Origin of the sequence: Mycolicibacterium vulneris (assembly GCF_002104765.1) — a bacterium.
Classification (GTDB): Bacteria; Actinomycetota; Actinomycetes; order Mycobacteriales; family Mycobacteriaceae; genus Mycobacterium; species Mycobacterium vulneris.
In genome coordinates, this window is sequence record NZ_NCXM01000001.1 from 348,359 (window position 1) to 373,062 (window position 24,704).

At 68.6% G+C, this 24,704-nt stretch carries 23 protein-coding genes; 11 read left to right on the top strand and 12 right to left on the bottom strand.

Going from position 1 to position 24,704, the window contains the following annotated elements:
• Nucleotides 1-966: a LysR family transcriptional regulator gene (locus tag B8W69_RS01690; protein ID WP_085288227.1), complete on the top strand. Its 966-nt coding sequence runs from the start codon at nt 1-3 to the stop codon at nt 964-966.
• A gap of 22 nt (nt 967-988) precedes the next feature.
• Here the strand turns inward: B8W69_RS01690 and B8W69_RS01695 are convergent, their stop codons facing one another.
• The 6 genes from B8W69_RS01695 to clpB all read right to left on the bottom strand — a co-directional run bounded on the left by B8W69_RS01695 (nt 989) and on the right by clpB (nt 7,438).
• The gene (locus tag B8W69_RS01695) at nt 989-1,639 is read right to left on the bottom strand and encodes a TrmH family RNA methyltransferase (protein ID WP_085288229.1); all 651 of its coding nucleotides are present in this window, start codon (nt 1,637-1,639) and stop codon (nt 989-991) included.
• Complete coding sequence (locus B8W69_RS01700; protein ID WP_085288231.1) at nt 1,636-2,538, bottom strand: hypothetical protein; 903 nt, start codon at nt 2,536-2,538, stop codon at nt 1,636-1,638. The genes B8W69_RS01695 and B8W69_RS01700 overlap by 4 nt, the downstream gene beginning before the upstream one ends.
• 12 nt (nt 2,539-2,550) lie before the next feature.
• Nucleotides 2,551-3,090, bottom strand: coding sequence for an orotate phosphoribosyltransferase (gene pyrE / locus B8W69_RS01705; RefSeq protein ID WP_085288334.1), 540 nt, complete (start codon nt 3,088-3,090; stop codon nt 2,551-2,553).
• Nucleotides 3,077-3,853 carry an SDR family NAD(P)-dependent oxidoreductase gene (locus B8W69_RS01710; protein WP_085288335.1) on the bottom strand — a complete coding sequence of 259 codons (777 nt, stop codon included), beginning with the start codon at nt 3,851-3,853 and terminating at the stop codon, nt 3,077-3,079. The genes pyrE and B8W69_RS01710 overlap by 14 nt, the downstream gene beginning before the upstream one ends.
• 45 nt (nt 3,854-3,898) lie before the next feature.
• Complete coding sequence (gene ttfA / locus B8W69_RS01715; protein WP_085288233.1) at nt 3,899-4,777, bottom strand: trehalose monomycolate transport factor TtfA; 879 nt, start codon at nt 4,775-4,777, stop codon at nt 3,899-3,901.
• A 114-nt stretch (nt 4,778-4,891) separates the two neighbouring features.
• Nucleotides 4,892-7,438, bottom strand: a complete 2,547-nt coding sequence (gene clpB / locus B8W69_RS01720) for an ATP-dependent chaperone ClpB (RefSeq protein ID WP_085288234.1) — start codon at nt 7,436-7,438, stop codon at nt 4,892-4,894.
• Between the two features lie 133 nt (nt 7,439-7,571).
• Between clpB and B8W69_RS30445 the strand changes: the two genes are divergently transcribed.
• The 3 genes from B8W69_RS30445 to B8W69_RS01735 are packed head-to-tail and all read left to right on the top strand — an operon-like array spanning nt 7,572 to nt 10,122.
• Entirely contained in the window at nt 7,572-8,006 is a 435-nt protein-coding gene (locus B8W69_RS30445; RefSeq protein ID WP_085288235.1) for a DUF3060 domain-containing protein, read from the top strand.
• A 32-nt stretch (nt 8,007-8,038) separates the two neighbouring features.
• Nucleotides 8,039-9,217, top strand: a complete 1,179-nt coding sequence (locus B8W69_RS01730; RefSeq protein ID WP_085288237.1) for an FAD-binding oxidoreductase — start codon at nt 8,039-8,041, stop codon at nt 9,215-9,217.
• A gap of 2 nt (nt 9,218-9,219) precedes the next feature.
• On the top strand, nt 9,220-10,122 hold the full coding sequence (locus B8W69_RS01735) for an aldose 1-epimerase (RefSeq protein WP_085288239.1): 903 nt from the start codon (nt 9,220-9,222) through the stop codon (nt 10,120-10,122).
• On the opposite strand, the gene B8W69_RS01740 is transcribed toward B8W69_RS01735, so the two are convergent.
• The 4 genes from B8W69_RS01740 to dnaK all read right to left on the bottom strand — a co-directional run bounded on the left by B8W69_RS01740 (nt 10,123) and on the right by dnaK (nt 14,258).
• A complete protein-coding gene (locus B8W69_RS01740) occupies nt 10,123-10,506 on the bottom strand; it encodes a heat shock protein transcriptional repressor HspR (protein ID WP_085288336.1) in 384 nt (127 codons plus the stop codon).
• Nucleotides 10,506-11,684, bottom strand: coding sequence for a molecular chaperone DnaJ (dnaJ, locus tag B8W69_RS01745; RefSeq protein ID WP_064880685.1), 1,179 nt, complete (start codon nt 11,682-11,684; stop codon nt 10,506-10,508). The genes B8W69_RS01740 and dnaJ overlap by 1 nt, the downstream gene beginning before the upstream one ends.
• A gap of 61 nt (nt 11,685-11,745) precedes the next feature.
• Nucleotides 11,746-12,399 carry a nucleotide exchange factor GrpE gene (grpE, locus tag B8W69_RS01750; RefSeq protein WP_085288241.1) on the bottom strand — a complete coding sequence of 218 codons (654 nt, stop codon included), beginning with the start codon at nt 12,397-12,399 and terminating at the stop codon, nt 11,746-11,748.
• On the bottom strand, nt 12,396-14,258 hold the full coding sequence (gene dnaK / locus B8W69_RS01755) for a molecular chaperone DnaK (protein ID WP_085288243.1): 1,863 nt from the start codon (nt 14,256-14,258) through the stop codon (nt 12,396-12,398). Before dnaK ends, grpE begins: the two co-directional genes overlap by 4 nt.
• Before the next feature lie 379 nt (nt 14,259-14,637).
• Here dnaK and B8W69_RS01760 point away from each other — a divergent pair, with 379 nt between their 5' ends.
• Nucleotides 14,638-15,195: a hypothetical protein gene (locus B8W69_RS01760; protein ID WP_419538239.1), complete on the top strand. Its 558-nt coding sequence runs from the start codon at nt 14,638-14,640 to the stop codon at nt 15,193-15,195.
• Here B8W69_RS01760 and B8W69_RS01765 read toward each other — a convergent pair.
• Nucleotides 15,192-15,728: a DUF488 domain-containing protein gene (locus B8W69_RS01765; RefSeq protein WP_085288337.1), complete on the bottom strand. Its 537-nt coding sequence runs from the start codon at nt 15,726-15,728 to the stop codon at nt 15,192-15,194. The two genes, B8W69_RS01760 and B8W69_RS01765, sit on opposite strands and share 4 nt — an antisense overlap.
• Before the next feature lie 163 nt (nt 15,729-15,891).
• Here B8W69_RS01765 and B8W69_RS01770 point away from each other — a divergent pair, with 163 nt between their 5' ends.
• Genes B8W69_RS01770 through B8W69_RS01780 form a run of 3 tightly spaced genes read left to right on the top strand, consistent with a single transcriptional unit; the run spans nt 15,892 to nt 18,380 of the window.
• Nucleotides 15,892-17,073 carry a putative alpha/beta hydrolase gene (locus B8W69_RS01770; RefSeq protein ID WP_085288245.1) on the top strand — a complete coding sequence of 394 codons (1,182 nt, stop codon included), beginning with the start codon at nt 15,892-15,894 and terminating at the stop codon, nt 17,071-17,073.
• A gap of 12 nt (nt 17,074-17,085) precedes the next feature.
• Nucleotides 17,086-17,646, top strand: coding sequence for an LpqN/LpqT family lipoprotein (locus tag B8W69_RS01775; protein WP_085288247.1), 561 nt, complete (start codon nt 17,086-17,088; stop codon nt 17,644-17,646).
• A complete protein-coding gene (locus B8W69_RS01780) occupies nt 17,646-18,380 on the top strand; it encodes a hypothetical protein (protein WP_085288249.1) in 735 nt (244 codons plus the stop codon). Before B8W69_RS01775 ends, B8W69_RS01780 begins: the two co-directional genes overlap by 1 nt.
• Before the next feature lie 9 nt (nt 18,381-18,389).
• On the opposite strand, the gene B8W69_RS01785 is transcribed toward B8W69_RS01780, so the two are convergent.
• A complete protein-coding gene (locus B8W69_RS01785) occupies nt 18,390-19,040 on the bottom strand; it encodes a DUF1345 domain-containing protein (RefSeq protein ID WP_085288251.1) in 651 nt (216 codons plus the stop codon).
• A 78-nt stretch (nt 19,041-19,118) separates the two neighbouring features.
• On the opposite strand from B8W69_RS01785, the gene B8W69_RS01790 reads away from it, so the two are divergent.
• The 3 genes from B8W69_RS01790 (at nt 19,119) to B8W69_RS01800 (ending at nt 24,699) form a co-directional block, all read left to right on the top strand.
• Entirely contained in the window at nt 19,119-19,664 is a 546-nt protein-coding gene (locus B8W69_RS01790) for a hypothetical protein (RefSeq protein ID WP_085288253.1), read from the top strand.
• Between the two features lie 133 nt (nt 19,665-19,797).
• The gene (locus tag B8W69_RS01795) at nt 19,798-21,468 is read left to right on the top strand and encodes an Hsp70 family protein (RefSeq protein ID WP_085288255.1); all 1,671 of its coding nucleotides are present in this window, start codon (nt 19,798-19,800) and stop codon (nt 21,466-21,468) included.
• A gap of 249 nt (nt 21,469-21,717) precedes the next feature.
• Complete coding sequence (locus B8W69_RS01800) at nt 21,718-24,699, top strand: heterodisulfide reductase-related iron-sulfur binding cluster (RefSeq protein WP_085288257.1); 2,982 nt, start codon at nt 21,718-21,720, stop codon at nt 24,697-24,699.
• Nucleotides 24,700-24,704 lie beyond the last annotated feature (5 nt).

Below are 24,704 nucleotides of genomic sequence, written 5' to 3' on the forward strand. Positions count from 1 at the left end.
ATGACCCCGGCTCAACTTCGCGCCTATTCCGCGGTGGTCCGGTTGGGTTCGGTGCGAGCGGCGGCGGCGGAACTCGGCGTCTCCGACGCCGGGGTCTCGATGCTCGTCACGGCATTGCGCAAGGAACTCGATGACCCGTTGTTCACCCGGACGGGTGCCGGCCTGGCGTTCACGCCCGGCGGACTGCGGCTGGCCAGCCGCGCGGTGGAGATCCTGGGTCTACAGCAACAAACCGCGATCGAGGTCACCGAGGCCGCCCACGGGCGCCGTCTGCTGCGGATGGCGGCGTCCACCGCATTCGCCGAGCACGCCGCACCCGGCCTGATCGAGCTCTTCTCGTCGCGGGCCGACGACCTGTCGGTGGAGTTGAGTGTGCATCCGACGAGCCGATTCCGCGACCTGATCTGCTCGCGCGCCGTCGATATCGCGATCGGTCCGGCCAGTGAGAACTCGACGGCTCCCGACGACACGTTCTTCGTTCGGCCGTTTCTGAAATATCAGATCATCACCGTCGTCGCGCCGAACAGCCCACTGGCCGTGGGCATTCCGACGCCAGGGCTGTTGCGTCAGCAGCAATGGATGCTCGGCCCGTCGGCGGGCAGTGTGGATGGCGAGATCGCAAAGATATTGCGCGACTTGGCAATTCCGGAGTCCCAGCAACGAATTTTCCAGAGCGACGCCGCGGCGCTGGAAGAGGTTCAACGGGTCGGCGGTGTCACATTGACGATCGGTTTCGCGGTCGCCAAGGATCTGGCGGCCGGGCGGTTGTCGCACGTGACCGGCCCCGGGCTGGACAGGTCGGGCGAGTGGTGTGCGGCGACACTGGCGCCATCGGCGCGCCAGCCGGCCGTGTCCGAGCTGGTCCGCTTCATCACCACACCGCGGTGCACCCAGGCGATGATCCGGGGATCCGGTGTCGGCGTGACGAGGTTTCGGCCAAAGGTGCACGTCACGCTCTGGAGCTAACCGGACTGCGCCGTCGACTCCGTCACCAGGCGCGGGTCAGGTCGGCGTGCTGCTCGACCCAGGTGTGCATGGCGATCCCGGCGGCGACACCGGCGTTGATGCTGCGCGTCGAGCCGAACTGCGCGATCGACACCGTCAGCCCCGCGCCCGTGCGGGTGTCCTCGGTGATCCCCGGCCCCTCCTGCCCGAACACCAGCAGGCACTCGCGCGGCAGCGCGGCCTCCTCCAGGCGCGCCGCGCCCGGCACGTTGTCCACCGCGACCACGGTCAGCCCGGCGTCGGCCGCGAAGGCCAGCAGCTCGGCGGTGCTGTCGTGGTGGCACAACCGCTGATAGCGGTCGGTCACCATGGCGCCGCGACGATTCCACCGCCGCCGCCCCACGATGTGCACGGTGTGCACCGCGAACGCGTTGGCGGTGCGCACCACCGAACCGATGTTGGCGTCGTGGCCGAAGTTCTCGATCGCCACGTGCAGCGGATGCCGGCGCCGGTCGATGTCGGCGATGATCGCTTCCCGGGACCAGTACCGGTAGGCGTCGACGACGTTGCGAGTGTCGCCCTCGCGCAACAGGACCGGGTCATACCGCGGGTCGTCGGGCGCCTCGCCCGGCCACGGCCCGACGCCGGCCGGCGGTGTCACCGCCCATTCGGTCGGCCCGGGTGGTTCGCTCATCGCTGCGTCCACACACCGGCGTGCGTGCCGTCGATGGCCAGCGTCGCGTAGAGCAGCGCGTCGTTGATCTCGCCCTGCGTGCACAGCGACGCGTTGACGTGCACCGCGTCCAACGAGGCGTCGGGCAGGATCAGCACCGACGAGCCGTACGTCGCGCAGGCCGGGTTCAGTCCCGGGGCGGGCAGGGTCGGCGATGCCAGCAGCATCATCGGGCCGCCGCGCTTGGCGGACTCGTCGCGATAGCGCGCCGCGATGGCCGTCGCCACCAGCCCCAGCAGCATGTAGCCGTTGCCGGTGAAGGCCCCCGGGTCGCCCAGCTGCATCTTGGTCACCGGGGTGCCGTCGGCCCGCCACGCCGACAGGCTGGCCGTCTTGACAGCCAGGCCGCCGCTGTCGTTGGCGTTGGTCGGCAGCAGCCCGACCGGAAACGCGACCGGATACGCCGACGAGCTGTCCGGGATCCGGTCGCGCGGCGAATAGCCGTAGACACCGCGCACCTGGGTTCGATCCTTCAGCGGCCCAAGGCAAACCGTGCCGGTGAGCCGGTCGCGCGGCGCCGACAGCGGCGCTGGGATGTCACGCACGCTGGTCTTCGCGCTGTCGCAGCTCCCCAGGCCGGCGACCTCCATGGGGTGGGCCAGTGCGCCGTACAGCCCGAAGCGGATGTCCTCGGGTTTGGCGTGCGGGTCCTTGGCCGAGGTTGGGCTCGCGTCGACGTCGACCAGCACGTAGTCGCCGTCCCAGCGCAGATTCGACACCGACATGTTCCAGCCGAGCAGGGCCAGCGATTCCCCGAGCCGCGCGCCCTGGGCGCCGTAAGGGCGCACGGGCTGGCTGGAGGACGAGCAGCCGGCCAGACACAGCGCCAAGCAGGCCGCTATCGCAAAGAATGTGCGCACGGTGAAGCCGGCCTAGCTCAGCCCCAGATCGGCGAGGCCGAGCACACTTCGGTACGGCAACCCCTCGGCCTCGATGGCCTCGGCGGCTCCGGTGGCGCGGTCCACCACGGTGGCCACCCCGACCACTTCGCCGCCGGCCTCCTGGACGGCGCGCACCGCGGTGAGCGCCGAGTTGCCGGTGGTGCTCGTGTCCTCGACGACCAGCACCCGCTTGCCGGAAACCTCGGAGCCTTCGATAAGGCGTTGCAGCCCATGGGCTTTCGCAGACTTGCGCACGACGAAGGCGTCGATCGGGCGGCCCGATGCGTGCATGACGGCGGTGGCCACCGGGTCGGCGCCCAAGGTCAACCCACCGACCACGTCGTAGTCCCAGTCACTGGTCAGTTCGCGCATCAGCGTGCCGATCAGCGCCGAGGCGCGGTGGTGCAGCGTGGCCCGGCGCAGGTCGACGTAGTAGTCGGCCTCCTTGCCGGAGGACAGCGTGACCCGCCCGTGCACCACAGACAGGCGCGACACCAGCTCCGCCAACTCTGTGAGGTCAGGTCCGGCCACGGCCACTCCCGATTCGTTTGGTGACCGCCCGCATCAGGGTCCGCGGCATCAGGCGCTCGGCGGCGATGATCGCCTTGTACTGCAGGCCCGGAATGCTGATCACCTTGCCGCGGGCGACATCGGCCAGGCTCTGGTTGACCACGTCGTCGACCTCGAGCCACATGAACGACGGCGACTTGGCCATGTCGATCCCGGCGCGGTCGTGGAATTCGGTGTGCACGTAGCCCGGACACACGGCGTGCACGGAGACACCGGTGCCCTGCAGGCCGACGGACAGGCCCTCACTGAACGAGATCACCCACGCCTTCGACGCCGAGTACGTCGATCCGCGTCCGGGCACCAGCCCGGCGACGCTGGCAATGTTGATGACGGTGCCGGCGCCGCCCTCCAGCATGGCCGGCAGGGCCGCGCGGGTCAGGTGCATGACCGCGGTGACGTTGACGTCGAGCTGGGACTGCAGCAGCGCGGGGTCGCTGGTCCAGAAATCGCCGGAGGTGCCGAAGCCGGCGTTGTTCACCAGGACGCGCACCCCCCCGGCGGCGAGCCGGTCGCATACCCGTTGCCTCCCCGCCGCATCGGCGAGGTCGGCGGCCAGGATCTCGACACTGCCGGAGTGCTCCTGCAGTTCGTCCGCCAGCCGGGTCAACCGCTCGACGTCGCGGGCGACCAGGACCACGTCGTAGCCGTCGCTGGCGTAGCGTCGCGCGAACCCGGCGCCGATTCCGGACGTAGGCCCGGTGATCAGGGCTACGGGGCGGGGCATGAGCGACATCCTAACGACGGCGGCACCACCGCCCGCCGCCCGCCGTCAGCGCTGATAGTTGCTGGCCTGGTGGCCGTTGCGTCCGGAGGGCGGTGGGCGGCGGATAGTTTCCGAACGCCCATCGGGTAGAGGCTGGTCGCGGCGCACCGGCTCGGCGGCGCGACGACCGGGCTGAAGATCGGGGCCGAGCAGCCCCGCCACGTCCTGCTGCGCGCGCCGGGGCGGCAGCTCGGCGCGGCCCGCCGGGGCCAGCGGCCGGCTGGGTGAGGCGTTGCGCAGACCCGACGGCACCCCGGTCTCCTGCGGGGTCTCTTCGGGCAGCGGCGGCAACACCCGCAACAGGTCGTTGAACTGCCGCACGGTGCGCAGACCCTCGTCCCACTCGGTGCGGGTGCTGGTGATCGGCAGGGCGACCAGCGTCCAGTTCTGCTCGTTCCACATGATCTCGGCGCTGTCCGGTGCGGTGTGCGCGAAGGTGACCATGCGGCGGTCGCAGGCCCGGCGGGCGGCGTCCAGATTGGTCGAGTAGACCATCCGCGGCCCGATGGCACCCAACAGCCAAATGTCGCTCTCCCGTGGCTCTTTGAGTCCCTTGAGCCGCAGGTCGACGACGACGTTGGTGCCCACCTTGCGGTGCAGCGCGATGACGGTGGCGACCTCTTCCAGGTCGAAGATGTAGACGGCCTCGCCGCGGATCTGACCCAGCACCACGTTCTGGGCGGCGACGTCGCCCACGGTCGACATCACCCCGCGCGTCCAGCGCTTGAGGATGTCGGCCGATTCACGCTCGTAGTCGAACCCGTGCGACCGCGCCCACGACTTACGGCGCCTGCTGCGCCCGCGTCGCCGATCGATGTCGACGTACAGCAGCACCCCCGCGCCGACAAAGCACAGCGCGGAGAGCGTGAACCAGAGGGGGACCATCCAAAACAGGGTATCTGCTATTGGCCCGGAACACAGAAGGCGACCAGGTCACAACCCAATCACAGCTGGCAATAGCTGCGCGTCGCCGGACCGCCGATGGTCTCCCTCCAGCGGTCAGCCCAGGATCAGCGAATCGCCGTCCGGGCTGACGTTCACCGGGACGGTGTCGCCGTCGTGCACGTCACCGGCCAGCAGCATCTTGGCCAGCTGGTCGCCGATGGCCTGCTGCACCAGCCGGCGCAGCGGCCGGGCGCCGTAGACGGGGTCGAAGCCTCGCTGCGCCAGCCACTGCTTGGCCGGCAGCGACACCTCCAGCGTGAGGCGGCGCTGCGCCAGCCGCTTCTGCAGCTGGGCCAGCTGGATGTCGACGATGGACACCAGCTCGCCGGGCTCGAGGCCATCGAAGATGATCACGTCGTCGAGCCGGTTGATGAACTCCGGTTTGAACGCCGAGCGCACCGCGGCCATCACCTGGTCCTCGCTGCCGCCCGACCCCAGGTTGGACGTCAGGATCAGGATGGTGTTGCGGAAGTCGACCGTGCGGCCCTGCCCGTCGGTGAGCCGGCCCTCGTCGAGCACCTGCAGCAGCACGTCGAACACGTCCGGGTGCGCCTTTTCGATCTCGTCGAAAAGGATCACCGTGTACGGCCGCCGCCGCACCGCCTCTGTCAGCTGACCGCCCTGGTCGTAACCGATGTAGCCGGGCGGGGCGCCGACGAGCCGGGCGACCGAGTGCTTCTCGCCGTACTCGCTCATGTCGATGCGGACCATCGCGCGCTCGTCGTCGAACAAGAACTCCGCCAGCGCCTTGGCCAGCTCGGTCTTACCCACACCGGTCGGGCCGAGGAACATGAACGATCCGGTCGGCCGGTTCGGGTCGGCGACGCCGGCCCGCGAACGCCGCACGGCGTCGGAAACCGCCGTCACCGCGCGCTTCTGGCCTATGACGCGCTTGCTCAGCTCGTCCTCCATGCGCAGCAGCTTGGCGGTCTCGCCCTCGAGCATCCGCCCGGCGGGGATGCCGGTCCACGCCGAGACCACGTCCGCGATGTCGTCGGGTCCGACCTCCTCCTTGAGCATCACGTTCTCCCGCGCCTCGGCGTGCGGCAGGGCGGCGTCGAGCTTTTTCTCCACCTCGGGGATGCGGCCGTAGCGCAGCTCGGCGGCCTTGGCCAGGTCGCCGTCGCGCTCGGCGCGCTCGGACTCCCCGCGCAGCGTGTCCAGCTGTTCCTTCAGCTCACGCACAACGTCGATGGCGTTCTTCTCGTTCTGCCAGCGGGTGGTGAGCTCGGCCAGCTTCTCCTTCTGGTCGGCCAGCTCCGAGCGCAGCTTCTCCAGCCGCTCCTTGGACGCCTCGTCCTCTTCCTTGGCCAGCGCCATCTCCTCGATCTCGAGGCGGCGCACCAGCCGCTCGACCTCGTCGATCTCGACGGGCCGGGAGTCGATCTCCATCTTCAGCCGGCTGGCGGCCTCGTCGACCAGGTCGATGGCCTTGTCCGGCAGGAAGCGGGCGGTGATGTAGCGGTCGGACAGCGTGGCCGCGGCCACCAGGGCCGAGTCGGTGATGCGCACCCCGTGGTGCACCTCGTAGCGGTCCTTCAGGCCGCGCAGGATGCCGACGGTGTCCTCCACCGACGGCTCGCCCACGAGCACCTGCTGGAAGCGGCGCTCCAGCGCGGCGTCCTTCTCGATGTACTTGCGGTACTCGTCCAGCGTGGTGGCGCCGACCAGCCGCAACTCGCCACGAGCCAGCATCGGCTTGATCATGTTGCCGGCGTCCATCGCGCCCTCGCCGGTCGCGCCGGCGCCGACGATGGTGTGCAGCTCGTCGATGAAGGTGATGATCTGCCCGGCGGAGTTCTTGATGTCGTCGAGCACGGCTTTGAGGCGCTCCTCGAACTCGCCGCGGTACTTCGCGCCGGCCACCATCGAGCCCAGGTCCAGGCTAATGACGGTCTTGTCCCGCAGGCTCTCGGGCACGTCGCCGGCCACGATGCGCTGGGCCAGGCCCTCTACGATCGCGGTCTTGCCGACGCCGGGCTCACCGATCAGCACCGGGTTGTTCTTGGTGCGGCGGGACAGCACCTGCACGACTCGGCGAATCTCGTTGTCCCGCCCGATGACCGGGTCGAGTTTGCCTTCGCGGGCCCGCTCGGTCAGGTCGGTCGAGTACTTCTCCAGCGCCTGATAGGTCGCCTCCGGTTCGGGGCTGGTGACCCGCCCGCTGCCACGAACCTTGACGAACCCGTCGCGCAGCGCCTGGGGCGAGGCGCCGTGGCCGGTCAACAGCTTGGCGACGTCGGAATCACCGGTGGCCAGGCCGACCAGCAGGTGCTCGGTCGAGACGTACTCGTCATTCATCTCGGTGGCCAGCTGCTGGGCGGTGGTGACGGCGGCCAGCGACTCGCGCGACAGCTGCGGTTGCGAGCTGGCGCCGCTGATCTGCGGCAGCCGCTCCAGCACCCGCTCGGTTTCGGCGCGGATGGCGGCCGGGTCGACGCCGACGGCTTCGAGCAGCGGCGCGGCGATGCCGTCCGCCTGCGTCAGCAGGGCCATCAGCAGGTGCGCCGGCCGGATCTCGGGGTTACCGGCGGCCGAGGCCGCCTGCAGCGCCGACGTCAGCGCCGCTTGGGTCTTGGTGGTCGGGTTGAAAGAGTCCACGACGAGCTCCGTTCAGGTACAAAAAGGTTTGCAAAAATGCTTGTCCGCTTGGTCAACGCCGTCAAGGTTGAGTCTGTTCCGCTCAACTCTATCGAGTTTTGGGCAATAAGGCGAACGGGGTACCCCCCTTCTGATGACACAGACGACGCAGCACCCCGACCAGGCCGACGCCGAGCTCGCCAGGACCCCGCGCCCGGGCTTTTGGCTCGCCGCCGTGGCCGCCGGACTGGCGCTCGCGGGGCTGATCGCGGTCGGGTTGCGCACCGATCTCGCCGGCGTCAGCCCCTCGACGACGGTCCCGGAGTCCGGCACACTGCAGGTCAGCGGGACCGGTGTGACGAAGACGATCCTCTGTCACGCCGGCTACCTGTCGGTGAGCGGGCAGAAGAACACCATCACCCTCACCGGGCACTGCACCAGCGTCAGCGTGTCCGGCAGCGGCAACCACGTCGCGGTGGACAGCGTCGATGCGGTCAGCGCGTCGGGGACCGGCAACGTCGTTGTCTATCACTGGGGTTCGCCCAAAATCGACAACGTCGGGACCGCCAACATCGTCCGACAGGGCTGAGTCACCGGCGACCGAGCCTAGAATCGGGGCCCGTGAGCCTGGAGGACGTCGACGCACTGCGGGTGCTGCGCGATGCCTTCGCACCAGGCGAGTCGGGGTCGCTCGGTTCCGGCGAACTCGTCCACCGCTTCTACGCCCATTGGTTCGCCCTCGACGGTTCGGTGCGCGATCTGTTCCCGCCCGAAATGGCCGCCCAGCGGCTCGCTTTCGGCCACGCGCTGCACTGGGTGTACGGCGAGCTGGTCGCGCGCCGCGCACAGGAGCCGGTGGCGTTCCTGGCCCAGCTCGGGCGCGATCACCGCAAATACGGTGTGCTGCCGCCGCATTACGACACCCTGCGGCGCGCGTTGCTGGCGACGCTGCGTACCCACTTGGGCGCGGCCTGGACCGACGCCGTCGACGAGGCGGCCCGGCAGTCGCTGAACCTGATCGCCGGGGTGATGAGCGGCGCCGCGGACGCCGAAGAAGGGCCCGCCTGGTGGGACGGCACCGTCATCGAGCACCTCCGGGTGTCGCGGGATCTGGCGGTGGTCCGGCTGCAGCTCGATCAGGCGATGGACTACCACCCCGGCCAGTACGTCAACGTCCACGTGCCCCAATGCCCGCACCGCTGGCGGTATTTGAGTCCCGCGATTCCGCCCGACCCCGGCGGCGGGATCGAGTTCCACGTCCGCCTGGTGCCCGGCGGCCTGGTCAGCCCCGCGATCGTCAACGAAACCCGCCCCGGCGACCGGTGGCGGCTGTCCAGCCCGCACGGCGGCCTACGGGTCGACCGCGAGGGCGGCGACGTGCTGATGGTCGCCGGCAGCACCGGCCTGGCGCCGCTGAGGGCGCTGATCATGGACCTGTCGCGGTTCGCGGTGAACCCGCGGATACATCTCTTCTTCGGCGCCCGCTACCGGTGCGAACTCTACGATCTGCCCACCCTGTGGCAGGTCGCCTCCCACAATCCGTGGCTGTCGGTCTCGCCCGTCTCGGAATACAACAGCGACCCCTCTTGGGCCGCAGACTATCCCGACGTCACCCCACCACGCGGCCTGCACGTGCACCAGATTGGGCGGCTGCCCGACGTGGTGACCAAGTACGGCGGCTGGGGCGATCGGCAGATCCTGGTCTGCGGCGGGCCGGCGATGGTCAGCGCCACCAAGGCCGCCCTGATCGCCAAAGGGGCTCCGCCCGAACACATTCAGCATGACCCGCTATGGAGGTAGCCATGCACGTCGCCACCCTGCACGATCCCTCGTCGCCGGTGGTCGCGCAGTTCGTCCCCGAGGCGGGGATGATCGGCACGTCGCTGCGCGACGCCGGTGTCGAGCTGCTGGGCCAGCGCCGCGGCCTGGACGCCTACATCTCGGACGGCAAGACAATGGGCATCCCGATTCTGTATCCGTGGGCAAATCGATTGGGCGAGAACACCTATACCGCGCAGGACGTCACCGTGACCCTGACGCCGGGAAAAAACGGGGTGCGCGCCGACCCCAACGGGCTACCGATTCACGGCGTCCTGGCCGCCCACCCCGGGTGGCGGGTGACGGCGGAGACCGCCAACGAGCTGACCGCCGAACTGGATTTCGGGGCCGATCCCCGATTGCTGGCCAGCTTCCCGTATCCACATGTGCTGACGGTGACGGCGGAGCTGGCCGACCGGACGCTGACGGTCCGGACCACGGTCACCGCGACCGGCGACCGGGCGGTGCCGCTGTGCTTCGGGTTCCATCCCTATCTGCAGCTGCCCGATGCGCCACGGGCCGACTGGGTCATCGAGACACCGCCGTTGCGGCATCTGGGCCTCGACGGCAAAGGCCTGCCGACGGGCGATTCCGAGCCGCAGCCGGCGCGCGAAGAGGCGTTGCGCGACAAGGCTTTCGACGACGCCTACGATCAGGTGGCCGAGGGGTCGGTGTTCGCGGTGTCCGGCGGCGGACGCCGCATCGAGGTGCACTTCGAACACGGCTATCCGGCGGCGCAGATTTTCGCGCCGCCGGTCGAGGACCCCGCGAAGGCGATAGTGTGCTTCGAACCCATGACCGCACCCACCGACGCGCTGCGCCGGGGCGGCTACCGGTGCGCGCGGCCGGGCGAGCCGGCGGTCACGCAGTTCGCCATTCGGGTCTGATCAGCGTCCACGGCGGGGCTGCCACACCACCAGCGCGGTGCTCTTGGGCACCACCGCCACGTCACGCCGCTGGCTGGGCCGGGTCTGCGCCAGCTCCTCGGTCAACTCCTTGACCCGGGCCTGCAGCGCCTCGACCTGATTGGTCAGCTCGATGATGCGCTTGATGCCGGCGAGGTTGACCCCTTCGTCTTGCGAGAGCCGTTGCACCTCACGCAGCAGGTCGACGTCGTGCTCCGAATACCGCCTTCCCCCACCGGAAGTCCGGCTGGGGCTGACCAGGCCGAGGCGGTCGTAGGTGCGCAGCGTCTGGGCGTGCATGCCGGACAGCTCCGCGGCCACCGAGATCAAAAAGGTCCGGGCATCCTCTTTGCGGTTCTTGGCCATCAGCGATTGCCCGCCCATCCCGCCCGGGGGTCGAAGCCGCTGGAACGCTCGGCGGCGGCGTACGCCTCCAGCGCCTCCTGGGCCGCGCCCTCCAAATTGGGTGGCACGGCGACCTTTACGGTCACCAGCAGGTCGCCGTTACCGCCACTGCGCTTGGGCACGCCACGTCCACGCACCCGCAGGATGCGGCCGTCGGCGGTGCCCTTGGGCACCCGAACGCCGACCTTGCCGTCCAGCGTGGGCACGGAAATGGTTGAGCCCAAAGCTAACTCGGTGAAGCTGACGGGAACGGTCACGGTGAGGTCGTCACCGTCGCGTCCGAACACCTTGTCCGGGCGCACATGCACCGTCACGTACAGGTCACCCGACGGCGCCCCGCGCAACCCCGCCTCGCCCTGGCCGGGCAACCGAATGCGCTGTCCGTCCTCGACGCCCGGTGGGATCCGCACGTTGATGGTGCGGGTGCGGGTGGTGACGCCGGTGCCCTTGCACTCGTCGCAGGGGTGCTCGATGATCGAGCCGCTGCCCCGGCAGTCGGTGCACGGCTCGGAGAAGCCGAACGCGCCCTGGTTGCGGTTGATCACGCCGGAGCCGTTACAGGTGGGACACACCTTCGGGCTGGTGCCCGGCCGCGCGCCACTGCCATGGCAGTTGGTGCACGGCGCCGGGCTGGTCAGCCGCAGCGGCATCGCCACACCCTTGGCGGCCTCGACGAAATCCAGCTGGGTTTCGGTCTCGAGGTCGTTGCCGCGGCGCGGCCGGCTGGGCCGGGCGCCCGAACCGCGCCCGAACAAGCCGCCGAACAGGTCACCGATGTTGGTGCCGCCGCTTCGGCCGGCGGCATCGAACAAATCGTTGAGGTTAAACTCAGCGCCGTCACCGCCGACGTTGAAGCCCCCGAACCCGCCGCTGTCGAACCGGCGCCCGCCAAAACCACCGCCGGCGAACAGCCTTCGGGTTTCGTCGTATTCCTTGCGCTTGGCCGGATCCGACAAGACGTTGTGCGCCTCGGAGACCGCTTTGAAACGCTCGCCGGCGGCGGGGTTGTCGGGGTTGGCGTCCGGGTGCAGATCGCGCGCCAACTTGCGGTAGGCGCGTTTGATCTCTTCGGGACTGGCGTCAGAGGAGACGCCCAGCTCCTTATAGAAGTCCTTTTCGACCCATTCGCGCTGGGCCATGTCGCGTCACCCCCTCACCACTTCCTTTCTGGTCTCTGGTCCAATGTGCTGATTGTGTGGCCTAGTCAGCGGATGTGCCGGGTTTATCGTCCGATTCGGCCGGCTCGGCTTCCCCAGCCGCCGCGGCGGACTCACCGGTAGCGGCCGCCGCGTCGCCGTCGCCGTCAACCGTGTCGACGACGCCGACCAAGGCGTGGCGCAGCACCTGTTCACCCAGTTTGTACCCCTGCCGCATGACGGTGCCGATCACCGGTCGGGAGCCATCGCCCTCGTGCTGAACGGCTTCGTGCAGCACCGGGTCGAAGTCCTCGCCTTCCTCACCGAACGCCGTCAGGCCGAGGCCGGTCAGCGCAGTCTCCAGCTTGTCGGCCACCGATTTCAGCGGTCCGGATTCCAGATCACCGTGCTTGCGTGCCCGGTCGAGATCGTCGAGCACGCCCAGCAATTGGTTGACGACGGCCGCCTTTGCGCGGTCCGCCGCGGCCTGCTGGTCGCGCAGCGCCCGCTTGCGGTAGTTGGCGAAGTCGGCCTGCACCCGTTGCAGATCGGCGGTGAGCTCGGCAACTTTGCCCTCGGGTTGGGCCGCCGTCTCGCCGGCCGGCGCCCCTCCCGGCGTATCGCCGGGAGGGGGAACCTGCCGTACTTCACCGGTCTCAGGATCGATTCGCCGCTTGTCGGTGACCGTCACCTGTTCCTGTGGGTTGCTTTCCGTCACTTGGACTCCCGGTCATCGTCGACCACCTCCGCGTCCACGACGTCGTCAGCGGACCCAGCCGGGCCGCCTGCCGCGCCGCCACCGGCCTGCTCACCGGCAGCCTGGGTGGCCTCGTAGATCGCCTGTCCGAGCGCCTGGGACTCCTGGCCCAGCTTCTCCATCGCCGCCTTGATGGCGCTGATGTCGGTGCCGCCCAAGGCCGCCTTGGCCTCGGCGATCGCGGCGTCGACCTTGGACAGCGTGTCCTCGGGGACCTTCGAGCCGCCCTCGGCCTCGCGCTGATCCTTGACGAACTTCTCCGTCTGGTAGACGAGCGATTCGGCCTGGTTGCGGACGTCGGCCTCTTCGCGACGCTGACGGTCCTCCTCGGCGTGCGCCTCGGCGTCCTTGATCATCCGGTCGATCTCCTCCTTGGACAGGCCGGAGCCTTCCTGGATTTTGATCGTGTTCTCCTTGCCGGTGCCCTTGTCCTTGGCCGTGACGTGCACGATGCCGTTGGCGTCGATGTCGAAGGTGACCTCGATCTGCGGGACGCCGCGCGGAGCCGGCGGGATGCCGGTCAGCTCGAAGGAGCCGAGCAGCTTGTTGTGCGAAGCGATTTCGCGCTCACCCTGGAAGACCTGGATCTGTACCGACGGCTGGTTGTCGTCGGCCGTGGTGAAGGTCTCCGACCGCTTGGTGGGGATGGTGGTGTTGCGCTCGATGAGCTTGGTCATCACGCCACCCTTGGTCTCGATACCCAGGCTCAGCGGCGTAACGTCAAGCAGCAGAACGTCTTTCACCTCACCCTTCAACACGCCCGCCTGAAGAGCCGCTCCGACCGCTACAACTTCATCGGGGTTGACGCCCTTGTTGGGCTCCTTGCCTCCGGTGAGTTCCTTGACCAGTTCGGTCACCGCGGGCATGCGGGTGGAACCACCCACCAGAACCACGTGGTCGATTTCGGACACCGAGATACCGGCGTCCTTGATCACGGACTGGAAAGGCTTGCGGGTGCGGTCCAGCAGATCCTGTGTGATGCGCTGGAATTCGGCGCGAGTCAGCTGCTCGTCGAGGAACAGCGGGTTCTTGTCCGCGTCGACGGTGATGTAGGGCAGGTTGATCGAGGTGCTCTGCGAACTCGAGAGCTCGATCTTGGCCTTCTCGGCGGCCTCACGCAGCCGCTGCATCGCCATCTTGTCCTTGGTCAGGTCAATTCCGCTGGTGCCCTTGAACTTGTCGACCAGCCACTCGACGACGCGGTCATCCCAGTCGTCCCCACCGAGGTGGTTGTCACCACTGGTGGCGCGGACCTCGACCACACCCTCGCCGATCTCGAGCAGCGACACGTCGAACGTACCGCCACCGAGGTCGAAGACCAGGATGGTCTGTTCCTTCTCGCCCTTGTCCAGGCCGTAGGCCAGCGCGGCCGCGGTCGGCTCGTTGACGATGCGTAGCACGTTCAGGCCTGCGATCTGGCCGGCTTCCTTGGTCGCCTGACGCTGGGCGTCGTTGAAGTACGCCGGCACGGTGACGACCGCGTCGGTGACGTCCTCACCCAGATACGCCTCGGCGTCGCGCTTCAGCTTCATCAGCACGCGGGCGCTGATCTCCTGAGCGGTGTATTTCTTGTCGTCGATCTCGATGGACCAGTCGCTGCCCATGTGCCGCTTGACCGAACGGATGGTGCGGTCGACGTTGGTCACCGCCTGGTTCTTGGCGGGCTGGCCGACGAGCACCTCCCCGTTGCGCGCGAACGCGACGATGGACGGCGTGGTCCGCGAACCCTCGGAGTTGGCGACGACGACCGGGTCACCGCCCTCGAGGACTGCGACGACGGAGTTGGTGGTCCCGAGGTCGATACCGACCGCACGAGCCATAGTGATTCCTCCTGAATGTGTAGAGCTTGTTTGGTGCCACTATGCTGAGTGAACCAGGCTCAAGCCTGCCCTGGGGACGGTGGGCTGTCAACCCAGTATTGAGTGTGGTTCGCTCAACTTGTCGATCATGTTAACGGCGGTTGACCCCGCCGTGTTCCCGGGGTGGCTAATATTCGGGACCGCAACGCCGAAAACCTGTTGGGGCTATAGCGCTCTGGTCCGACGGGTCGGTCACGCGGTGATAAACCTGGGCCATCGGCTCGGTATCGATAGCCGCGCCAGGGCAGCGGCTTTCGCCTCTCGGTGCGTAACCTGAGTGCCGCTATTCGAATCGTCTGGGGAGCGGCGGGTGCGGTTTTCGGAGAATGCGCGGCGAAGCCTGGCCGGTGGTTCGCTGCTGCTCGTCGCCCTGGTGGGCGGTTCGGAGCTGGTGTCGGGCTGCAGCTCGATCATCGGGGGCCGACCGGTGGCCTCGCCCGGAGCGGGACCCACCGAGCCGTCTTTCCCCACCCCCAGATCCACACCGCCGTCGGCCACCGCGGCGCCGGCCCCGGGCCCGTCCGCCGCGCCGAGCAACCCGACCAACCCGGCGGGCGCCATCCCGCTGCCGCCCGACCAGAACGGCTACGTCTTCATCGAGACCAAATCTGGCGTGACGCGCTGCCAGATCAACAAGGACACCGTCGGCTGCGAGGCGCCGTTCACCAACTCGCCGCTGCAGGACGGTGAGCACGCCAACGGCGTCAGCATCAACACCGGCGGCAAGGTGCAGTGGGTGCTGGGCAACCTGGGGGCCATCCCGACCGTCACCATCGACTACAAGACCTACGCGGCGCAGGGCTGGACGATCATCGCCAACGCCGACGGCACCCGTTTCACCAACGACCAGACCAAGCACGGCATGTTCGTCAGCGTCGAGAAGGTCAACACGTTCTAGGGGCCTGAAACGCAGCCGTCCCAGACCAGGTGGCCGTCGGGGCGGCGGCGGGCACCCTCCGCTGGGCGGTGCGCACTGAGCCGGCCGTCCGGCATGAGGTGCCGCACGGGCACCCCGCGCCCGAGCACCGACACGTCGGCGATCAGCCGCCGGTGGCAGCGCCACCAGACGCTCTCGCTGCACATCACCGCCGTGGTGCACCGGCCGGCGTCGGCCAGGACCTCGTCCAGCGCCGCGTCGAACTCCGGCGTCCGGGTGCATGCCGCGTACGCCCGGAACGCGGCCACCGTCCACCAGCTGTCCGGCTCCGGTTCACCGGCCGCGATATGCCGCCGCCCGCCGAGGCGGGGCTCCCACCGATAGTCGATGCCGGATTGCGGCAGCCAGGATTCCAGGGGCTCTCGCCGCACGTCCGGATTGGTCCGACTGGCCGGGTATCGCCGCACATCCACCACCAGCGCAACTCCCGCTCCGGCAAGCAACTCCGTTAGCCGCTCCCGGTCGGCCGGACCGTGGCCCACGGTCAGCAACACCCGCTCCATAGGGACAGCCTGCCCGCGATCGGCGATGGTGCCGACTCGAGAGCGCGAGGTGAATTGATTACCAGGCCCGCATTAGTAATCTGACCCATGAGCTCGGGAGGGGTGGCAATGCGAACCGGGTTGACCAGCAGTCGGGCGAGTAGCTGACGATTCCATGCAACTGCGATACCTCAGCGTCCCGGCTCTGGTCGGCGTGGCCGGCGGCAACCCCTGGGCGATCAATGCGAGCCTGCAGGCGGGCAGCCCGGTGCAGATTTCCAACCTGGCCGAGGCGTTTCGGCGTGCCGGCCGATGCACGAAGGAGGCCAACGACGCGTTCGAGCAGGCCCGCACCCGCTTCGATGCCGCCTGGAACCACCAGAATGGCGATCATCCGATCACCGGCTCCGACGAAGTGCAGCAGGTGACGAAAGCCCTTGGGGCGCAGTCGCTCCAGATACCCAAGATCGGTGCGGACCTGGAGAACATCGCCGCGACGTTGGCCGAGGCGCAGCACGCCGCGGCCGGGCAGATCGCGTCGCTGGAAGCAAAGCTGCAGAACCTCGACGCTCTGATCGGCGAAGCCGACGCGATGGAAGACGACGGCGACCTTAGCCGGGCCGACTTCGATGCGCTGGAAGCGTTCATCGCCGAATGTGAAGACGACGCCGTTGCTGAAACCAAAGCCGCCCTGACCCAGCTGCAAGCGACCCGCGACGGCTACGCCAAGTCGTTTCAGGACGCGATGGGCACCCTGCACGCAGACGGATACGACTCCGTCGGTCCCCAGGCGAGACCCGGCCCGGCAGCGGGCGAGCCGCCCGGCGGCGGGGGTCCCAAGTTGAACCCGACGCCGGGGGATGTGGCGATCGCGGGTGCGGGCGCGGTGGCCGGAGGTACCGCTGACGGTGTGCGTCAGGCGGCGACCAACTTGATTGCCGAGTCCCCCGGCACGGGTCCCGGAAAGGCCGATCCGGGCTTATTGAGGTGGCTGGAGGATCCAAAGATCGGTGGAGTCGAGATCACGGGATTCTCCCGTATCGGCGGGGTGGTTGCCGCGGCCAGCGCGGTGCCCGCCGTCATGTCCGACGTTCATGACGGCAACTCGGTGCCGGAGGCCGTCACCCGGGAGGGTGTGGGTGTCGCCGCCGGGCTATGGGCGGGTGCGGAGATTGGTGCAGCGGTTGGATCGGTCGTTCCCGGGGCGGGGACCGCGGTCGGCCTGGTGGTCGGCGCCGGTGCTGGAGCGGTCGCCAGCTACCTGGCATCGAAGGGCGTCGAAGCAGCCTGGCACCCGGTCGCGGATGCGGTCGATAGTGCGGTGCATGGCGTGGAATCGGTCTTCGGTTTCGGGTAAGGGGCACATTCGATGCGATTCGATGAGTTTGTGCAGGAGTGCGGCGTCACGGTGTCCCCGGTCGACCGGTTTGCCGGGTTTGTGGTGGATGTGGGGGTACCGCCGGGCTGGGCACCCTTCGACTCGGCGGTCGGAGCCCGTGTGTGGATCTGTCGCAGCGATCCGTGCATCGACGTGTTCTGTGCCAGCGCGGTGTTGACGATGCATCGCGTCGAGGCCGCTTTGGACCCCGCCGAAGCGTTCGCGATGCTGGTTGAGCAGCAGTTACAGACGGCGCCGGGCTGCAGTGAACTGCGCCGTGAACTAACCGCGTCCACCGAGGGTGCCGGGATCGCCGGGTTACTCGCGATGCAGATCGCGCACGAACTCGGCACCGTCGACAGCGCGTCACGATCGAGGATCATCACGGCTGAACAGGAGACGCTGATTACGCAATTGACGGTGACCGCGCTGCACGATTCGCCGGTGGACAGGACACAGATCTGGCTGAAGGTCCGACCGGGTCCGGCGGCCGTCGCTGCGCCCGCCGGCCGGCACCGCGCCCCGGTAACCGCAAAGCGGGGCGGTCACTGATGGCCGGTGGCGGGGCGAAAGGCGGTTGGGGACGGGCGCTGCGCTACTCCTTCGGAGGTTTCCTGTGCCTGGTGGCGGGCTTCAACGTGTTGGTCGGATCGACCTGGTATCTGCCTCTCGGCGTCGCCGTGACCGGCGGCATCATCCTGCTCGGGGGGCAGCGCCGGATTTTTCGTCCCGGGGTCAGCCGGATCGGTGACGAGATCGTCTGCCGCTACATCCCTTGGTACGAGGGCAACGCGTACATCGTGCTTGTGCTGGTCCCACTGCTGGGCGTCGCCTCTCTTGCGGCGGGGTATGCGCCCGGCAATCCGGCGTGGCTTCGTTTCACCGGCATCCTCATCTTGGCCGTGACTCCGCTGACCGGGTACGGCATCGTTCGCATGTGGCGGCGCTGCCTTCTCTGCATCACCCGGACCGCGTTAACCGTGCGGTTGGCCGAGCGGAAGAGCGAGTTGACCGAAATTCGGCGTGAGCTCGTCGAGTCGATCGAGCCCAAGCTCATCTCGCAGCCACGGGGTGGTCGCGCGCCGCAGGTCGCAATTGCCTACCGCCCCATAGATGCCGGCGGTGACACCGCCAAGACCGTGATGCTCGGGCTGCGACTGAGCGTTCCGCCGGTCAACCTCCTCAACGCACTCATCGCCTGGCGAGACGGCGCCCGCGCCGACCCGAGCGAGCTGCTGGATCGGATCGAAGGGATTCTTCGAGGAAGTCCAACGGCGGGCGTATAACCGGTCCGATCAGAGCTTGGAGCCCAGCCCCGCGATCAGATTGATCGTCACCGCCAGGACCACCGCCCCCAGCAGGTAGGACACCAGCGCGTGGCGCAAGACCGTCGCCCTGATCGACGCCAAGCCGATCTCGGTGTCCGACACCTGATACGTCATACCGACCGTGAAGGCGAGGTAGGCGAAATCCCGGAAGCGGGGCGGCTCGGGGTCGTGAAAGTCGATGCCGCCCGGGTCATCCGAGTAGTAGAGCCGCGCGTAGTGCACCGAGTACAGCGTGTGCACGGCCACCCAGGACGCGGCAACAATCAGGACGCCGACGACGGCGGCCGCCAACGCCTCATGGCCCGAGCGTGAACCCGCAGCCACCACGTAGCCGACGCCGCCCAGGCTCGCCACGCTCGCCGACAGGATGACCGCGTCGGCGACCCACCGGGTCGGATCCTCCCGCGTTGCCCATCGACACGTCTGCTCGGCGTCCATGCCGAGCAGGTTGAGGTGCGTCCACGCCGCATACATTCCGGCGGTGGCGATCCAGCCGGCAAGCGCATAACGCCAATCGACCGTGTTGCCCACCACGACAGCGACGGCGACTCCGAGGGCCACGCAGACCGATATCCGGACAGCGGCCGTGTCCCGCAACAGCTTCACCAGGGAATCCACGACCTCGACCTAACCACCAACGCGTCGCGCAGGCTTGGCATCAGGAGATTGGCAGGTGCGATCAGTACCATCGGTCCCGTGGCAACCCATGGCCCACGCGACGACTTCCACAACCAGCCGACGCAGCATGGCGAGTTTGGTGCGAGCGAACAGCCACCGACCGGCGAGATTCCGCCGGCCGGTCCCCCGCCGAACCCGCCCGAGGGATCCGAGCAATTCGGCGACGTCGACCCGTTTGACCAGGACGCCGAGCCGACTCCCTGGTATCGCAAACCCAAAATGCTGATCGCCTGGTTGATCTCCGTCGTCATCCTGATCGCGTTGATCGTCTTCGGCATCATCGAGCTCATCCACGGACAGCAGACCGCCCCCCACGTTCCCAAAACGACGACGCCGACAAGCACCGCCACCACCTCGACGACGACCCCGACCACCACCACGACCACAACGTCCTCGCCCAGCAGCAGCGCTGAACAGCCGCCGGCGCAGCAGCCGACGCAGCAGCAGCCCACCGGGGGACAGACGCAGCAGCCGACGCATCACCACCATGTGCCGCAGCTGCCGTCGGTGATCACCATTCCCGGGAGGCCGAATCCGATCACGGTGCCGCCGGGCCTGCGTTAGCGAGTCGGTGGCAAACCGAGCACGGTTCCATCGCGCACCGCCGGCGAAGCCCTACACTCGCTGCAGTCCACGGTCGCTACGGTGAGGATCAGCGTGCGACAGCAACGGGACGACTGACACAGGGGTGTAGCAGATGAGCGAGTCGCTCGGGCTATCGATCGGGGTGGCCAACCTGGTTGCCGCCCGCGCGGGCCGCGCTCCGATAATCCGCAGCTCCGTGCTGACCCTGTTCGAACAGCGGCCCACCGAAGTCGGCCTGCCAGAAGAGAATCCGAACCTGACCGAAGCCGGCCTGGTGCTGCGCGGATTCGTCGAACGCGTCGGCGACCGCGCGCCGTTGGTGGCGGCCGACGGCACCAAGTACCTCGGCGCGGCGCTGACGGTCGAGGCGATCGAGGCCATGGCCCGCGCGGTCGGCTACGGGACACCGATCACCATCGCGGTGCCCGCCTATTGGTCCGACGACCAGTTCGCGGCGCTGCGCGAGGAGTTCTTCGCCCAGTCCGACCTGGCACGCGGCGGGGTGGCGCCGATGCTGGTGTCCGACGCCACGGCCGCGCTCGCTGCGCTGCGCGGCACGCCGGGACTCGGGGCCGACGGCGTTATTGCGCTGTGCGACTTCGGCGCCGGCGGCACCACCGTAACGTTGATGGACGCCAAGGCCGGCTTTGCGCCCGTCGGGCGGGCGACGCGGTACACCGATTTCTCCGGCGACGCGATCGATCAGCTCGTCCTGGATCACCTACTGGCTTCCGACGTCAGCACCGCCATGCTCGGCGGCACCGCGCGGGTCGGGTCGCAGGCCCGCCTGCTAGGCGCCTGCCGGCGCGCCAAGGAGCAGCTGTCGACGGCCGCGGTGGGCACCATCGCCGGCGCATCCGGCGACGGTGCCCAGTTGTCCCGCACCGAATTCGAGCAACTCATCTCCGGCCCGCTGGACCGTTTCCTTTCGTCGGTCGACGAGTCGTTGCGGCGCAACGCAATTCCGAACACCAGGCTGAGCGCCGTGGCGATCGCCGGCGGTGGCGCGAACATCCCCCTGCTTAAGGCGCGGTTGGGGCAGCGCTTCGGGGTGCCGGTGCACAGCACCGCCCAGCCGGCCCTCAGCGCCGCCGTGGGTGCGGCGGTGCTCGGCCCGCGTTACGCGTCGGGGGTAGCCCCGACCGCCGCTGCCGCCGCGGTGGAGACACCGACCGAGATGGTCGGCACCGCCGGGCTCGACATGACCCAGGCCGCCTGGGCGGCCCAGGCCACCGACGTGGATGACGCCCTGGCCTGGTCGCAGGACGCGGACCACGACGAGCCGGTGCCCTACACCGGCCGCGACGCCACGGGCGAGTACGCCAATGAGGCAAGGGAATTCGACGACGCGACGGGCAGCCGCTACGCCGGCGGCCAGGCGAAACTGCCCTGGTACAAACGCACTGCGCTGGTGTTGAGCGTGGCCGGGGCGGGCGCGGCGGTGCTGGTGGCCCTGATATTGGCGATCAACCTGCTGCTCACCAAGTCCACCCCGGCCACTCCCACGTCGCCGCCCAGCCAACCGCCGCAGACGGTGACCATCACCGGACCGAACGACAGCACCACCGTCACCGTGATCCCCGCGCCGCCGCCACCGTCCAACGAGGCGCCGGCCACCACGACCACCACGCCCGCGCCTGAGCCGTCGACCACGACCACGACGGCGCCGCCGAGCACCACAACCACGACCGCCGCGCCCACCACGACGTCGCAGGCGACCACCACCGCGGCGCCGACGACCACGCGCTCGCGGCCCATCTTCCAACCCCCGTTCGGGCGCTGACCAGACGGATTTCGCCCGAGCCGCGAAAGGACCCCGGCAAAGGTCATTTAACGAAATTTGGTGGCGCTCATCACTCCGACAAACGTCACATCGAGTTAGTGGGTATTAACCAGCAGGCCAGAGGCACCGGCGAACGGCAAGTTAGGGCAGCCTTTCTCGCGCTGAAAGCCGCGAAGATGTAACTATGAGCGGGGCTTAAGCAGGCAACTAAGCACAGGCCGAATTATCTATGCATTGGGGAGACCTTCCGTGACAACGCAGATGCTCATCAGGCTGATCGTGGGCATGGGCATGACGCTGGTCGTGGCCGCACTCGCCGCACGGCGTGTCCTGTGGCTGTTCAAGCTGATCACGTCCGGCAAGCCGGCCCCGGGGCACACCGACGAACCCGGCAAACGCGTCTGGGCCGAGGTCTCCGAGGTCTTCGGTCAGCGCAAGCTATTGAAGTGGTCCATCCCCGGCCTGGCGCACTTCTTCACGATGTGGGGCTTCTTCATCCTGCTGACGGTCTACATCGAGGCCTACGGTTTGCTGTTCCAGGACAACTTCCACATCCCGATCATCGGCCGCTGGAACGCGCTGGGCTTCCTGCAGGACTTCTTCGCGACCGCCGTCTTCCTCGGCATCGTCACCTTCGCCATCATCCGATTGATGCGCAGCCCGAGGGAGATCGGACGCTCGTCACGGTTCTACGGCTCGCACACCGGCGGTGCCTGGCTGGTGCTGTTCATGATCTTCAACGTCGTCTTCACCTACGTGTTCGTGCGCGGAGCCGCGGTCAACAACGGCACGCTGCCCTACGGAAACGGCGCCTTCCTGTCGCAGCTGTTCGGAGCCATCCTGCGACCGCTGGGCCAGCCCGCCAACGAGATCATCGAAACGACTGCGCTGCTGCTGCACATCTTGGTCATGCTGGCGTTCCTCATCATCGTGCTGCACTCCAAGCACATGCACATCTTCACCGCGCCGATCAACGTCATCTTCAAGCGCCTGCCCGACGGGCTGGGCCCGCTGCTGCCCCTCGAGCACGACGGCAAGCCGATCGACTTCGAAAACCCGCCCGACGATGCCGAATTCGGTCGCGGCAAGATCGAGGACTTCAGCTGGAAGGGCATGCTGGACTTCGCCACCTGTACCGAGTGCGGGCGCTGCCAGTCGCAGTGCCCGGCGTGGAACACCGGCAAGCCGCTGTCGCCCAAGCTCGTCATCATGGACCTGCGCGACCACTGGATGGCCAAGGCGCCCTACATCCTGGGCGATAAGGAAAGCCCCCTCGAGAGCACGCCGGAAGGCGGGATCGGCGAGGAACTGTCCGGCGAGAAGCACGCCGAGGCCCACCACGTTCCCGAGTCCGGCTTCGGCCGCGTCATGGGATCCGGCCCCGAGCAGGCCAGCCGGCCGCTGGTCGGCACCGAGGAACAGGGCGGCGTCATCGACCCCGACGTGCTGTGGTCCTGCGTGTCCTGCGGCGCCTGCGTCGAGCAGTGCCCGGTGGACATCGAGCACATCGATCACATCATCGACATGCGCCGCTACCAGGTGATGATGGAGTCGGAGTTTCCCTCCGAGCTGTCGGTGCTGTTCAAGAACCTGGAAACCAAGGGCAACCCGTGGGGCCAGAACGCATCGGACCGCACCAGCTGGATCGACGAGGTCGACTTCGACGTGCCGGTCTACGGCGAGGACGTCGACAGCTTCGACGGGTTCGAGTACCTGTTCTGGGTGGGTTGCGCCGGCGCCTACGACGACAAGGCCAAGAAGACCACCAAGGCCGTCGCCGAGCTGCTGGCCATCGCCGGCGTGAAGTACCTCGTGCTCGGCACCGGCGAGTCCTGCAACGGCGACTCCGCGCGCCGCTCGGGCAACGAGTTCCTGTTCCAGCAGCTGGCCGCCCAGGCCGTCGAGACCCTGGACGGGGTCTTCGAGGGCGTGGAGACCGTCGACCGCAAGATCGTCGTCACCTGTCCGCACTGCTTCAACACCCTGGGCCGCGAGTACCGCCAGCTCGGCGCTAACTACTCGGTGCTGCACCACACTCAGCTGCTCAACCGGCTGATCCGGGACGACAAGCTGGTGCCGGTCACCCCGGTGTCGCAGGACATCACCTATCACGACCCCTGCTACCTGGGCCGACACAACAAGGTCTACGAGGCGCCGCGCGAGCTGATCGGGGCCGCGGGGGCGAACCTGACCGAGATGCCGCGCCACGCCGAGCGCAGCTTCTGCTGTGGCGCCGGCGGCGCGCGGATGTGGATGGAAGAGCACATCGGCAAGCGGATCAACCACGAGCGCGTCGACGAGGCACTGGCCACCGGCGCCGCCACCATCGCCACCGGCTGCCCCTTCTGCCGGGTGATGGTCACCGACGGTGTCAACGACCGCCAGGAAGAGGCCGGCCGCAGCGGTGTCGAGGTGCTCGACGTCGCGCAGATTCTGCTCGGGTCCCTCGAGTACGACAAGGGGACGCTGCCGGAGAAGGGCACGGCCGCCAAGGAGGCCGAGAAGCGGGCGGCTGCAGCGCCGAAGGCCTCAACCGCCACGGCGACCGCCCCCGCCGAGGCGCCGGCCGACGAGGCACCCGCCAAGGCCGAGGCCGCCCCGAAGTCCGAGGCCGCCGCCCCCGTCAAGGGGCTGGGCATCGCCGGCGGCGCCAAGAGGCCCGGCGCGAAGAAAGCCGCGGCCGAACCGGCCGGCGAGGCCACGGCGCAGGCGGCCGCCCCCGTCAAGGGGCTGGGCATCGCCGGCGGCGCCAAGAGGCCCGGCGCGAAGAAAGCCGCACCGGCGGCCGAGACCGCCAAGGCCGAGGCGCCGACCGAAGATGGCGAAGCCACGGCACCCGCCGCACCGGTGAAGGGCCTGGGCCTGGCCGCGGGCGCCAAGCGACCCGGCGCCAAGAAGTCCGCACCGGCGGCCCCTAAAGCCGACGCCCCCAAGGCCGAGGCGACCGCGGAAGCGGCCCCCGCCACCGAGACCGAGCCCGAAGCCAAGGCACCCGAGGCCCCGGTCAAGGGACTGGGCATCGCCGCGGGCGCCAAGCGTCCGGGTGCCAAGAAGGCGGCCCCCAAGGCCGAGGCCCCTAAGCCCGAACCGGCCGAAGCCCCCAAGGCCGAAGCCGAGCCGGCGCCGAAAGCGGAGCCGGCAAAGCAGACCGACGGCGACGACGCGCCGCCGCAGCCACCCGTCAAAGGCCTGGGCATTGCCCGTGGGGCGCGTCCCCCGGGCAAGCGCTGACCTGC